Source organism: Streptomyces sp. NPDC058650 (genome assembly GCF_042717315.1).
GTDB lineage: Bacteria > Actinomycetota > Actinomycetes > Streptomycetales > Streptomycetaceae > Streptomyces.
In genome coordinates, this window is record NZ_JBHXRL010000004.1 from 293,092 (window position 1) to 305,975 (window position 12,884).

The 12,884-nt window shown below is 72.7% G+C and carries 11 protein-coding genes; 7 read left to right on the forward strand and 4 right to left on the reverse strand.

Annotated elements, in window-relative coordinates; translation table 11 throughout:
* The first annotated feature begins 97 nt into the window (after positions 1 to 97).
* The 3 genes from ACFWWU_RS09585 to ACFWWU_RS09595 are packed head-to-tail and all read left to right on the forward strand — an operon-like array spanning position 98 to position 3,008.
* Positions 98 to 1,711 (forward strand): AMP-binding protein, encoded by a 1,614-nt coding sequence (locus ACFWWU_RS09585; RefSeq protein ID WP_384141464.1) that lies wholly within the window; start codon positions 98 to 100, stop codon positions 1,709 to 1,711.
* Positions 1,708 to 2,442: an enoyl-CoA hydratase family protein gene (locus ACFWWU_RS09590; protein ID WP_384141467.1), complete on the forward strand. Its 735-nt coding sequence runs from the start codon at positions 1,708 to 1,710 to the stop codon at positions 2,440 to 2,442. Before ACFWWU_RS09585 ends, ACFWWU_RS09590 begins: the two co-directional genes overlap by 4 nt.
* On the forward strand, positions 2,430 to 3,008 hold the full coding sequence (locus ACFWWU_RS09595) for a TetR/AcrR family transcriptional regulator (RefSeq protein WP_329621880.1): 579 nt from the start codon (positions 2,430 to 2,432) through the stop codon (positions 3,006 to 3,008). The genes ACFWWU_RS09590 and ACFWWU_RS09595 overlap by 13 nt, the downstream gene beginning before the upstream one ends.
* 26 nt (positions 3,009 to 3,034) lie before the next feature.
* Here the strand turns inward: ACFWWU_RS09595 and ACFWWU_RS09600 are convergent, their stop codons facing one another.
* A complete protein-coding gene (locus ACFWWU_RS09600; protein WP_384141470.1) occupies positions 3,035 to 4,078 on the reverse strand; it encodes a M4 family metallopeptidase in 1,044 nt (347 codons plus the stop codon).
* A gap of 384 nt (positions 4,079 to 4,462) precedes the next feature.
* On the opposite strand from ACFWWU_RS09600, the gene ACFWWU_RS09605 reads away from it, so the two are divergent.
* Complete coding sequence (locus ACFWWU_RS09605; RefSeq protein ID WP_384141473.1) at positions 4,463 to 5,605, forward strand: isopenicillin N synthase family dioxygenase; 1,143 nt, start codon at positions 4,463 to 4,465, stop codon at positions 5,603 to 5,605.
* Positions 5,606 to 5,744: 139 nt separating this feature from the next.
* Here ACFWWU_RS09605 and ACFWWU_RS09610 read toward each other — a convergent pair whose 3' ends face one another.
* Positions 5,745 to 6,845, reverse strand: a complete 1,101-nt coding sequence (locus tag ACFWWU_RS09610; protein ID WP_317598079.1) for a citrate synthase 2 — start codon at positions 6,843 to 6,845, stop codon at positions 5,745 to 5,747.
* Between the two features lie 263 nt (positions 6,846 to 7,108).
* On the opposite strand from ACFWWU_RS09610, the gene pdxH reads away from it, so the two are divergent.
* Entirely contained in the window at positions 7,109 to 7,735 is a 627-nt protein-coding gene (pdxH, locus tag ACFWWU_RS09615; protein ID WP_384141889.1) for a pyridoxamine 5'-phosphate oxidase, read from the forward strand.
* A 274-nt stretch (positions 7,736 to 8,009) separates the two neighbouring features.
* On the opposite strand, the gene iscB is transcribed toward pdxH, so the two are convergent.
* Positions 8,010 to 9,356 (reverse strand): RNA-guided endonuclease IscB, encoded by a 1,347-nt coding sequence (gene iscB / locus ACFWWU_RS09620; protein WP_384141476.1) that lies wholly within the window; start codon positions 9,354 to 9,356, stop codon positions 8,010 to 8,012.
* A gap of 504 nt (positions 9,357 to 9,860) precedes the next feature.
* Between iscB and ACFWWU_RS09625 the strand changes: the two genes are divergently transcribed.
* Positions 9,861 to 11,186, forward strand: coding sequence for a PAS domain-containing protein (locus ACFWWU_RS09625; RefSeq protein WP_384141479.1), 1,326 nt, complete (start codon positions 9,861 to 9,863; stop codon positions 11,184 to 11,186).
* Positions 11,187 to 11,281: 95 nt separating this feature from the next.
* On the opposite strand, the gene ACFWWU_RS09630 is transcribed toward ACFWWU_RS09625, so the two are convergent.
* Entirely contained in the window at positions 11,282 to 12,037 is a 756-nt protein-coding gene (locus ACFWWU_RS09630) for an SIS domain-containing protein (RefSeq protein WP_384141481.1), read from the reverse strand.
* Between the two features lie 150 nt (positions 12,038 to 12,187).
* Here ACFWWU_RS09630 and ACFWWU_RS09635 point away from each other — a divergent pair, with 150 nt between their 5' ends.
* The gene (locus ACFWWU_RS09635; RefSeq protein ID WP_317598091.1) at positions 12,188 to 12,877 is read left to right on the forward strand and encodes a metal-dependent transcriptional regulator; all 690 of its coding nucleotides are present in this window, start codon (positions 12,188 to 12,190) and stop codon (positions 12,875 to 12,877) included.
* The last annotated feature ends 7 nt before the right edge of the window (positions 12,878 to 12,884 follow it).

Genomic DNA, 12,884 nt, shown 5'->3' on the forward strand with positions numbered 1-12,884 from the left:
GACCGCCATCTTCCCAAGACCAGGCAAGCGTGCTTGATTGCTTTCCGGTGACCGACGAGATCCCCACCTTCCACCACAGCCGCTCAGGGGGCAACGCATGGTGTTCCACAGCGAGTACGAGCACGTTCCCACCGTCTCCCTCCCGATCCACGACGCGGTCCTCGGCCGCGCCGCCGAGTTCGGCGACACCCCGGCGCTCATCGACGGAGCCGGCGAGCTGACCCTCACGTACGCCCAGGTCGACGGCTTCCACCGGCTGGTCGCCGCCGGGCTCGCCGAGGCCGGGGTCCGCAAGGGCGACGTGCTCGCCCTGCACAGCCCCAACACCGTGCTCTTCCCGATCGCGTTCTACGCCGCCACCCGAGCCGGCGCGTCCGTCACGACTGTCCACCCGCTCGCCACGCCCGAGGAGTTCGCGAAGCAGCTCCGCGACTCCTCCGCCCGCTGGATCGTCACCGTCTCGCCGCTGCTCCCGGCCGCCCGCGCGGCGGCCGAACTCGCGGGCGGGATCAAGGAGATATTCGTCTGCGACCAGGCGCCGGAGGGCGAGGGGATCCGCTCCCTGCAAGCCTTCCTGGCGTCCACCGGACCCGTCCCGGATCCCCCGATCGACCCCGACGAGGACATCGCGGCCCTCCCGTACTCCTCCGGCACCACCGGCGTCCCCAAGGGCGTGATGCTCACCCACGCGTCGATCGCCACCAACCTGGCCCAGCTGTCCCCGCTGGTCCCGATGGGCCCCGGCGACCGCATCCTCGCCGTCCTCCCCTTCTTCCACATCTACGGCCTCACGGCCCTCATGAACGCCCCGCTCCGTCAGGGCGCCACCGTCGTCGTCCTGCCCCGCTTCGACCTCGACACCTTCCTCGGCGCGATCCAGAAGCACCGCATCAACGCCCTGTACGTCGCCCCGCCGATCATCCTCGCCCTCGCCAAGCACCCGGCCGTCGCCGACTACGACCTGTCCTCGCTGGAGTACATCGTCTGCTCCGCCGCCCCGCTCGACGCGGCCCTCGCCGAGGCCTGCTCGGCCCGGCTCGGACTGCCGCCGGTCCGCCAGGCGTACGGCATGACGGAGCTCTCCCCGGCCACCCACGTCACCCCGCTCGTCGTCGAGAACCCCCCTCCCGGCACCGTCGGCAAGCTCCTGCCCTCCACCGAGCTGCGGATCCTCTCCCTCGACGACCCGGCGAAGGACGCGGCGCCCGGCGAGGCGGGCGAGGTCGCCATCCGGGGGCCGCAGGTCATGCGGGGCTACCTGGGCCGCCCCGACGCCACCGCCGCGATGATCGACGGCGACGGCTGGGTCCACACCGGCGACATCGGACGCGTCGACGACGACGGCTGGCTGTTCGTCGTCGACCGGGTCAAGGAGCTCATCAAGTACAAGGGCTTCCAGGTCGCCCCGGCCGAACTCGAAGCGCTCCTCCTCACCCACGACGGCATCGCCGACGCCGCCGTCATCGGCGTCACCGACGCCGAGGGCACCGAGATCCCCAAGGCCTACGTGGTCCGCCAGCCCGCCGGGCCCGCCGCGCCTGCCGTGCCCGCCACACCCGACGCTCCCGGCCTCACCGCCGAGGACGTCATCGCGTACGTCGCCGGACGCGTCGCCCCGTACAAGAAGGTCCGCAGCGTGGAGTTCGTCGAGAGCATCCCGAGGGCGGCGTCCGGCAAGATCCTCCGCAGAGAACTGAGGGACCGCGCATGACCCCACCCGAACCCCTGGTCCGAGTCACCGAGGAGCGGGGCGTCACCACCCTCGCCCTCGACTCCCCGGCCACCCGCAACGCCCTCTCCGCCCACCTCGTCACCGAGCTCGCCGACGCCCTCACCGCCTCCGGCAAGGACCCGGCGGTCCGGGCGGTGGTCCTCACCCACACCGGCGGCACGTTCAGCGCGGGCGCCGACCTGAAGGCCCCGCCCAGCCCGTACGCCTTCGTGGACCTGCTCCGGCAGATCGTCGAACTGCCGAAACCGGTCGTCGGCCTCGTCACCGGCCACGCCCGGGCCGGCGGCCTCGGCCTGCTCGGGGCCTGCGACATCGTGGTCGCCGGGGAGGGCGCGGACTTCGCCCTCACGGAGGTACGGATCGGGGTGGCGCCGGCCGTCATCTCCCTCACCCTCCTCCCGAAGCTCGACCCGCGCGCGGCCGCCCGCTACTACCTGACGGGCGAGCGCTTCGGCGTCCCCGAGGCGATCGCCCTGGGCCTGGTCACGGCACCCGCCACCGCGTACGACGGCATCCTCGACGCCCTGCGCGCCGGCTCCCCGCAAGGCCTGCGGGAGGCGAAACGGCTGGTCACCGCTAGAGTCCTGGAAACCTTCGAACGCGACGCGGAGGACCTGGTGCGCAGGTCGGCCACGCTCTTCGCCTCCGCCGAGGCGCGCGAGGGGATGACGGCCTTCCTCGAACGACGGGACCCGGAATGGCGGCTCTGACCGCGCCCAAGCAGGACAGGAGCCGCGCCACCCGGCAGCGGCTCCTGGAAGCGGCCGTGGCCTGCCTCGCCGAGCACGGCTGGGCGGGCTCCACGGTCGCCGTCGTCGCCGAACGCGCCGGCGTCTCCCGGGGCGCGGCCCAGCACCACTTCCCGACCCGCGAGGACCTCTTCACGGCGGCCGTCGAGTACGTCGCCGAGGAACGCTCCCAGGCCCTGCGCGCCCTCCCGTCCCGCGACCGCCACGAGGCCGTCGAGGCCCTCGTCGACCTCTACACCGGGCCGCTGTTCCGGGCCGCGCTCCACCTCTGGGTCGCGGCCTCCGACGAGGCCCAGCTCCGGGACCGCGTCACCGAACTGGAGGCCCGCGTCGGCCGCGAGTCCCACCGGGTCGCCGTCGAGGTCCTCGGCGCCGACGAGTCCGTCCCGGGCGTCCGCGAAACGGTCCAGGGCCTCCTCGACATGGCCCGCGGCCTGGGCCTCGCCACCCTCCTGACGGACGACCGCGCCCGCCGGGAACGGGTGGTGGCCCAGTGGGCGCGGCTGGTGAACGAGGCCCTCGCGTAGAACTCGCGTGGAACGCGTGAAAAGGGTCAGACGCCGGGGATCGCGCGCGCCCGGAAGGCGTCCCGCACCGCGGCCGCCGCGCCCTTGCCGTACATCCGCTCCGCCGTCGCGACCGTCGTCAGGGCCGCGTCGCGGAAGCTGGTGTCGGGCGCGAAGCCGAACTGGGCGTTGACGATGATCCGGTCGGCCGTGCGGGCGCCGAGCGCGGTGCGGACGTCGAGGAGCGCCCGGGACCAGATCTCGCCGTCGGCGTGGACCTCGCCCTCGCGGTCCGCGTACGTCTTCGTCCCGTCGATCCGGCGGAGGCAGTGCGGTGCCTCGCTGTAGCCGGTGGCGTCCCAGTCGGCCACGCAGGCCGCGTCGGCCTTGAGCGGCCAGCCGTACTTCGCCGCCGCGTGGGTGCCGACGGCGACGGCCAGGTAGTCGCCGAAGGCCTCGCCGATCGCCCCGGACTCGGCGTTCGTGCCGAAGCCGGGCACCTGGGCGTCGTGGACGGCGTGGCCGTACTCGTGGACGATCACGTCCGCGTCCTCGGCGTCGTCGACGCCGCCCTTGCCGAAGCGGATCTCGTCCTTCTTGTCGGTGAAGAAGGAGTTGTCGGCGCCCCACTGGTTCAGCCGGACCGGCTGCACGCGGTCGTTCGCCCCGGGCAGCTCGGTGCCGAAGCCGAGGCCCTGGAGGTACTCCTGTGCCTCGTTGACCCAGAAGTACGCCATGACCTGCTCGAACTGGTCCTGGGAGCGGTCGTACGAGGCGGCGTCGGCGACGGCGGCGGGCTTGCCCGTCTCGGAGCGGACGGTGGCCCACTTCCCGGACAGGCCGCCGCTCGCGTCGAGGTTCCGCAGCGTGACGGTGGCGTAGGCGGCGGCGGGCACGTCGCTCGCCGCGTCCTTGTGGTCGGTGAGGGACTGGTCGCCGGAGGACTGCACCGGGTTCACCATGAAGACCCGGGCCTGTGGCAGTACGGCCGCGGCGGCCCCCGGGGACGGGAGCAGGGCGGCGGCGGCCGTGCCGGCGACGGCGGCCGCGGCGACCAGGCCGCGCGAGGTGCGGCGGGTGCGGGGAGTCATGGACATCCTCCTGCGGTGGGGTGCTGCGACGGGAAGCTTGGCATGCGCGTGACACGCGTGGCGGCGATCTTCGCGCACGCCCACCGTTTTGGCCAGGGTCCGGCGATCGCCGCTGTCTCGTGATCGCCGACGTGACGCGGACCACACCCCATCGCGGCCCGCCGCAGTACGCTGTTCGCATGCCTTCGCTCGTACGCCGTCGCCACGTGGACTTCGTCCGCGTCACGAGCATGAGCTGTCGCCGCTCCGCCTGACCCCCCGACCCCCGGGCACCACACCGCGCCCCCGGGTCCCTCGTTCAGAGCCCAAGCCGACCGGCACCCGTGGCCCCCGCCCCACCCCTGGCGGCCGCCCCGGGCACCCGTAGACCCCGCGGACGCACCCATGACTCGCAGCTCGACCTCCCCGCAGCCGACCCGCAGCCCGTACCCCCTCCAGCCGGCGACCCGCAGCGCGCGCTCGCACGAGCCGGTGCCCGGATCGCGGATCCACCCCTCCTACGCCGCGCAGCTCCCGATCGTCGACCTCTCCGCCGCCGACCGCGGCCCCCAGGCCCGCCGCCTGCTCCACGCCCAGCTCCACTCCGCCGCCCACGACGTCGGCTTCTTCCAGCTCGTCGGGCACGGCGTGACCGAGGCCGAGACACGGGCCCTCACCTCCGCCATGCGCGCCTTCTTCGCGCTGCCCGAGGCCGACCGGCTCGCGCTCGACAACATCAACTCGCCGCACTTCCGCGGCTACACCCGCATCGGCGACGAACGCACCGCCGGCGCCCGCGACTGGCGCGACCAGCTCGACATCGGCGCCGAGCGCCCCGCGCACGCCCCCGCGCCGTGGGAAGCCCCGTACTGGTGGCTCGAAGGCCCCAACCAGTGGCCGGACGCGCTCCCCGAGCTGCGGACCGCGGCCCTGCACTGGATCGACCGCCTGAGCGGCGTCGCCGAGCGACTCCTGCACGAGCTCCTGACGTCCATCGGCGCGCCCGCCGACTTCTACGACGACATCTTCGGCCCGCGCGCCCACCCGCACCTCAAGCTGGTGCGCTACCCGGGCAGCAGCGGCGAGGGCGACGACCAGGGCGTCGGCGCGCACAAGGACTACGGCTTCCTCACCCTGCTGCTCCAGGACCAGGTCGGCGGGCTCCAGGTCCAGCGGGAGGACGGGGAGTTCCACGACGTGCCGCCGCTGCCGGGCGCCTTCGTCGTCAACCTCGGCGAGCTGCTCGAAGTGGCCACGAACGGCTACCTGATCGCGACGAACCACCGGGTGGTGTCGCCTCCCGGGGCGACGGAGCGCTACTCCGTCCCGTTCTTCTACAACCCGCGCCTGGACGCCCGGATCGCGCCGCTGACCTTCCCGTACGCCTCCACGGCCCCGGGCGTCACGGCCGACCCGGCGAACCCGCTGTTCGCCGAGTACGGCCGGAACGAACTGAAGGGCAAGCTCCGGGCCCACCCGCTGGTGGCGGCCCGCCACCACGCGGACCTGCTGCTGCACCCGGAGACGTACCCGGCCATGGCGTCCTAGCCGGACGGGTCCCGGCCGGACGGGTCCTGGCCGGACGGGTCCGGACCGGGACCTGGCCGGACTGTTCTGGCCGGACGGGTCCTGGCCGGACGGGTTCTGGCCGGGTCCTGGCCGGACCGGCTTTCTGGCCGGACCGGTCCTAGCCGGCGATGTCGGCGTAACCCTCGATCTCGCGCGGGTCCCGCTGGCCGGGACCCGTGTAGCGGGCCGAGGGGCGCACGAGCCGCCCGGTGCGCTTCTGCTCCAGGATGTGCGCCGACCAGCCGGCCGTACGGGCGCAGCTGAACATCGACGTGAACATGTGCGCCGGGACCTCGGCGAAGTCGAGGACGATGGCCGCCCAGAACTCGACGTTCGTCGCCAGGATCCGGTCGGGGCGGCGGTTGTGCAGCTCGTCCAGAGCGGCCTTCTCCAGCGCGGCGGCGACCTCGTAGCGCGGGGCGTCCAGCTCCTTGGCGGTCCGGCGCAGCACGCGGGCGCGGGGGTCCTCGGCGCGGTAGACGCGGTGGCCGAAGCCCATGAGCCGCTCGCCCTTGTCGAGGGCCTGCTTCACGTACGCGGTGGCGTCCCCGGTCCGCTCGATCTCCTCGATCATGCCGAGGACGCGGGAGGGCGCGCCGCCGTGCAGCGGGCCCGACATGGCGCCGACCGCGCCGGAGAGCGCGGCCGCCACATCGGCGCCGGTGGAGGCGATGACGCGGGCGGTGAACGTCGACGCGTTCATGCCGTGCTCGGCGGCGGAGGTCCAGTACGCGTCGACGGCCTTGACGTGCTTCGGGTCCGGCTCGCCGCGCCAGCGGATCATGAACCGCTCGACGACGGACTGCGCCTTGTCGATCTCGCTCTGCGGGACCATCGGCATGCCCTGGCCGCGCGCGGACTGGGCGACGTACGAGAGGGCCATGACGGCGGCGCGGGCGAGGTCGTCGCGGGCCTCCTCGACGGAGATGTCGAGGAGCGGCTTGAGGCCCCACACGGGCGCGAGCATCGCGAGGGCGGACTGGACGTCGACCCGGATGTCCCCGGAGTGCACGGGGATCGGGAACGGCTCGGCCGCCGGCAGGCCCGGGTTGAAGGCGCCGTCGACCAGCAGGCCCCAGACGTTGCCGAACGAGACGTGACCGACGAGGTCCTCGATGTCGACGCCTCGGTAGCGGAGGGCGCCGCCCTCCTTGTCGGGTTCGGCGATCTCCGTCTCGAACGCGACGACTCCCTCGAGCCCGGGTACGAAGTCGGACATCAGGCGGCTCCTCTATCGATGATCGATCAACCGTGCGGTGGTCGATGGTGGGGAATCAACAGTCATCCAGCCCAAGAGTCTGTACGGTTCCGATGATGCGGGGAAGCGTGACATCCGGCACAGTGCGCCGATCCGGCGAGAGAGGGTTAGCGCCGGGCGGTGCCGGGCAGACTGAGGTGCTGCGGCAGGATGGCCCCGTGACCGATCCCGTGACCGATCCTGTGACCGACGCCCTGGATCCTGACGCCCTGGATCCCGCCGACATGCGCGAGCAGTACCGCACCACGGAGCTGTCCGTGTCCGACCTCGCGCCCGAGCCGATCGCGCAGTTCTCCCGCTGGTTCAAGGAGACCGCGGAGAACCCGGCGATCCACGAGCCGAACGCGATGGTCGTCTCCACGGCGACCCCCGACGGCCGCCCGTCCTCCCGGACGGTCCTGCTGAAGCACTACGACGCGGCCGGCTTCGTCTTCTTCACCAACTACAGCTCGCGCAAAGGCGAGGAACTGGCGGCCAACCCCCAGATCTCGCTGCTCTTCCCCTGGCACCCGCTGGCCCGCCAGGTCATCGTCACCGGCCGCGCCGTCCGCACGGGCCGCGACGAGACGGTCGCCTACTTCCGCACCCGCCCGCACGGCTCCCAGCTCGGCGCCTGGGCGAGCCACCAGTCCTCGGTGATCGCCTCCCGCGAGGAACTCCTCACCCGCTACGAGGAGCTGGAGACCCGCTACCCCGAGGGCGAACAGGTCCCGGTCCCGCCGGAGTGGGGCGGCATCCGGGTCGTCCCGGACACGGTCGAGTTCTGGCAGGGCCACGAGAACCGCCTCCACGACCGCCTCCGCTACGTCCGCGAGGACGAGACGTGGCGAGTGGAGCGGCTGGCGCCCTGACCGGCCTCCGGGGCTCCGGCCCCGGAAAACGCAGACGACCGTGAGTCTGGTCCCGTCCGCCTAGGTTCGGACGGGAGCCGGCCGGACTTACCGGCGACTCACGGTCGGGTGACTGCGTTGTTCTTCGGCAGTTCGGCCTGCCGAGGTGCACAGAGTGCGACGGCAGGCCTTAGCCCGCAGTCACCTCGCTGGTCCGGTATGAAATCACTTCCGGATCACCTCCTTTCGTGCGTGGCTCACACGTTACGAACTCGGCTCAGAGGGCTCAACCGATTTATTCGACGAGTTCGGCTTCGCTGCGCCAGGCGTACGCGAACCCGTCGGCCCGCTGGAGCAGGCGCAGATTCTCGTAGGACGCGTTGAACCGCCCGAGAGGCGTGGCGACGCTGTGCCGGCCCGTACTGCGGACCGAGACCCGACCGGTCCAAACTCCTGCCCAACGGCCCTTCAATACGGTGGCCCGCACGAGATCGCCGCTCGCGAAACCCTGGTGCCGCTTCCGGCGCGGGCGCACCAGCCGAGGGAAGCCGTAGCGGTCCGGGGTGGTGCGGGCATAGGAACCGCGACCCGTGGACGCGAAGACGTACACGGGGGTGGCGATGCGGACGATGGTGTCTCCGGCGACGCCGGAACCCAGCGGTCCCACGCAGAGTGCGTCGAGCGTGTGGGACTTCGCCAGTCCCACGGCAGTGCGATTTGCCGAGGTCAGGGAGGCGGGCCAGCAGCGCACCGGCAGGCCCGTGTCTTCGAGTAGCGGGAGGAGCTGCGCCTTCGTCGCGTTCATGGCGGCCGAGTCGCCGAGGGGGGACCGTAGCCGACTCAGGACGGCGGTGAGGCGTTCGGGTCGATGGGCCAGGAACTCCTCGACGGGACGGGCGGCCTTGGCCTGATTGCAGGGCACGCACGCGAGGAGGAGGTTGGCGGGGCGATCGGTGCCACCGCGGGCACGGGCCCGGATGTGGTCGACGTTGAGCGGGACTTCGGACGCCCCACAGTAGGCGCAGCTCTTGCCCGACCGGGCGCGTGAGCGGGCGTGGCCGCCGAGCGCCACCTCTTCCTCCGCCGCGCTGAGGGCGGGGATGTCGAAAGAGCTCTCCTCGACGTGGATCCCGACGATCGGGGCGTACCTGCGGAGCCGGGCGACGACCGAGCAGACCGATTCGACCCGGTGTCGCAGCGAAGGCGCGAGCCAGCCCGGTCGACGGACCCGGTTCGCGAACCGGGGAGGCCGGTACCGGAGCCCCGCCGACCGTCGTCTGCGCCGGTACCCGGCGCGGCGCACCATTGCCTGATGGATCTGGGGCCCACGGTGCCGTAGCTCGATCGCCACGAGTCCCCGGCGGACCGTGACGGCGTCGCCGCCGGTGGGTGTCTGACTCCGCGTCTCGGTGAGCGCGATGCCCGTACCGCGAGAACCGGGGTCGATCCGCAGCTCGACGCCTGTGACCTCGGCGTCGGTGCGTCTGCGGTCCTTCAGCCGGATGGTGAAGGGTGTGTGGCGTGCCACCGCGGCCCGCCTCCGTGCCAGGAGAGCACGCGCGCGTGCTGGATGGCACGGCATAAGAGGCAGCCCGTCCCGTGAGAGGACGAACACACGATGACTGCGGATTCCGGTCCGCACCTGTGGGGCGTCACCGCCCCTGTTCTCTGCCTGTTCGGCGTGACGCCGACGAGCCCGGGTGCCGCGCCCGTCGGTCTCCCCTCGCCCATGTTCCCGACCGGTGCCTCGCGCGGGCGCGAGGTGTCCGCGAGCCGTTTCGTCCCTGCTCCCAGGGGTGTCTGCACTCGCGGATTCCAGAGCAGGCTGCTGAGGAAGCACAGCCTGGTGGGTCTTCCGGCCTGCCGAGAACGTAGCCATCGAAGGCACCCTCTCTCGATCTGATGATCACGATGACTGGGGCTGGTCACTCCGGTTCCGCGCGGGAATCCGGCTTTCGCCGGGGAGCGAGTGACCTCACGAGTCCGTGCAAGCAGCCTAGGGAGGGGGCCCCGGGGCCTGCCCCTGAGGAGCATGGGTGTGACCTGAGTCACAATCTGGTCATCGCCTTGGTGTGGTGATTTCGGCGAAGGTGGTGTGCTCTGCGTCACGTTCCAGTTGAATGGGCGCAGCATGGGGGGTACCGGGATGAGTGCTTTCACGGGGGCCGCGAGTGAGACCGCCTCCGTTCCGGGGGCCGGGGCCGATCTGTTGGCCGCGTTGCTCGACGGGATGGACGCGGCGCTCTGCGCCCTGGACGCCGACGGGACGATCACGCACTGGAACCGCGAGGCCGAGCGGATCCTCGGCTGGTCCGCCGGGGAGGCCGTCGGGCGGCGCGGGTTCGGCGGGTGGGCGGCGCGCGGCGCGGACGCCGAGGAGACCCTCGGGCGGCTGATGGGGGCCATGAAGGGCCCCGGCCGGCAGGTCCACGAGCTGGCGCTGCTGCGCAAGGACGGCGGGCGGGTGCTCGTACGGAGTCAGGCCGCCGGGGTGCGGGGCGCCGACGGCAGCCCGGCGGGTGTCTACTGCGCCTTCAGCGAGGTCCACGTACAGCTCGATCTGGAGCGTTCGGTCGCCCTGAGCGAGGCCCTCTTCGAGGACGCCTCCTGGGGTGTCGTCCTCGTCGACGCCGACCTGCGCCCCGCCGTCGTCAACGGCCACGCGGCCCGCGCCTTCGGTACCGGCCGCACGGCCCTGCTGGGGCGTCCCCTCGGCGACGTCGTCGTGCACGGCGCCGAGGAGCTGGAGGCCGCCCTCCAGCACGTCCTGGCGGCGGGCACGCCGCCCGCGCCCGCGGAGGTGTGGGTGACGCTGCGGACGTCGTCGGGCGAGCGGCGCCGGTGCTGGCGCAGCGGCTTCCTGCGGCTGTCCTCACCGATGGCGGAGGAGCCGGTGCCGCTGGGCGTGGCCTGGCTGTTCCAGGACGTGACGGAGGAGCGGCTCGCGGTGCGCGAGGCGGACCGGCTGCGGTTCCGGTGGAGCCAGCTGCACCGGGCGGGCGCGGCGGCCGCGGAGTGCGAGGACCCGGAGGAGGCGGCGACGGTCCTGCTCGACTTCGCCCTGGCCGGTTTCGCGGACCACGCCCTCGTCGACCGGGTCGTGGGGGAGCGCCGCCTGACGCGCGCCCTGGCCACCCCGCCGAGCGCCCCCGGCCCGTCCTCCCCGGTCGTGGGCGGCGACATCCCGCTGCGGTACGGGCCGAGGCATCCGGCGCTCCAGGCCTTGGACCGGGCGGGCACCGTGCGGGCGAGCGCGGGCCGGACCGCCGAGGTGTGGGCGGAGGCCCATCAGTGGCCCGGGGACGCGGCGCACGCCCTGTGCGTGGTCCTGCGCACCCGGGGCCGGACGCTGGGCGTGCTGACGTTCCTGCGGGCCGCGTGCCGCCCGGGCTTCGAGCGGGAGGACGTGGTCCTGGCGGAGGCGGTGGCGTCCAGGGTCGCGGCGGAGCTCGGCGTACCGCCCCGGGAGTGACGGCGCCGGCGCGTGACCGGGCCCCGGCCTGACCCCGTCGGTACGCCCTGCCCGTACGCCCTGCCGTACGCCCTCTACGCCCCGCCCGTACGGGCTCAGTGCCGGAAGAAGATCCGGTCGCCGTACTCCGTCATCACGCGGCCGTTCCACTCGTGCCCGCCGTCCACGTTCCCGGAGCGCAGCAGCGGCGGCTCGATGCCCCGGCGTACGAGTTCCTCGGCGGCGGCGGCCATCGTGGCCTGCATGAGCGCGCTGGTCACGACGGTCGACGCGGGTGCGAACGGCGCCTCGATGCCCTCGTGGGTGAGCTCCGCGTCCCCGACGGCGATCCTGGAGTCGAGGACGATGTCGCAGTGGTCCTTGAGGTACGACCCCGAGACGTGCCGCGACTTCGTCTCCGTCGCGTACGCCACGGAGGTGACGCCGATGACGGTGAGGCCGAGGGCGCGGGCGTTCATCGCCATCTCGACGGGCAGGGCGTTGCGTCCGGAGAGGGAGACGATGATCAGGACGTCCCCGGCCTTGGCGGGGGAGGAGTCCAGGACCGCCCCGGCGAGGCCGTCGACCCGCTCCAGGGCCGAGCCGAGCGTGGCGGGCATGACGTCCACGCCGACGACGCCGGGGACGGCGAGCAGGTTCATCAGCGCGAGGCCGCCGGCCCGGTAGACGACGTCCTGGGCGGCGAGCGAGGAGTGGCCCGCGCCGAAGGCGAAGAGCCGGTTGCCGTTCGCGACGGCTTCGGCGATCGCGGCGCCGGCGGCGGCGATCTCTTCGGAGTCCCCGTCGCGGACCTGCTGGAGCAGGCCGATCGCGGCGTCGAAGAACTGTCCGGCCAGCTTGCTCTCGCCCATCGCGGCGGCTCCTTCTCGTCGTGGTCGCGGATCACGGTGCGGTCTGGACCATTGCTCTGTCAATACCGCCTCACCCCGGTGCGGCCCGGTTGTCGGCTCGATGCGTCAGAATTGGGGCAGGGCCAGCGCACGACTCATCGAGGGGCACGTATGTCCGGACTGATCGACACAACGGAGATGTATCTCCGCACCATCCTCGAGCTTGAGGAGGAAGGTGTGGTCCCTATGCGCGCCCGGATCGCCGAGCGGCTCGACCAGAGCGGCCCCACGGTGAGCCAGACAGTGGCCCGGATGGAGCGCGACGGCCTGGTGGCCGTGGCGAGTGACCGCCATCTGGAGCTGACGGACGAGGGCCGTCGCCTCGCCACCCGCGTCATGCGCAAGCACCGCCTCGCCGAGTGTCTGCTCGTCGACGTGATCGGCCTGGAGTGGGAGCAGGTCCACGCCGAGGCGTGCCGCTGGGAGCACGTGATGAGCGAGGCCGTGGAGCGGCGGGTCCTGGAGCTGCTGCGTCACCCGACGGAGTCGCCGTACGGGAACCCGATCCCGGGTCTTGAGGAGCTGGGCGAGAAGGCGGAGGCCGAGGCCTTCCTCGACGACTCGATGGTCTCCCTCGCGGACCTGGACGCGAGCGGTGGCAAGACGGTGGTCGTGCGCCGGATCGGCGAGCCGATCCAGACGGACGCCCAGCTGATGTACACGCTGCGGAGGGCGGGCGTGCAGCCCGGTTCCGTGGTGTCGGTGACGGAGTCGCCGGGCGGTGTCCTGGTGGGCAGCAGCGGCGAGGCCGCCGAGCTGGTCGCGGAGGTCGCGGCGCACGTCTTCGTCGCGAAGCGCTGAGGCGTAG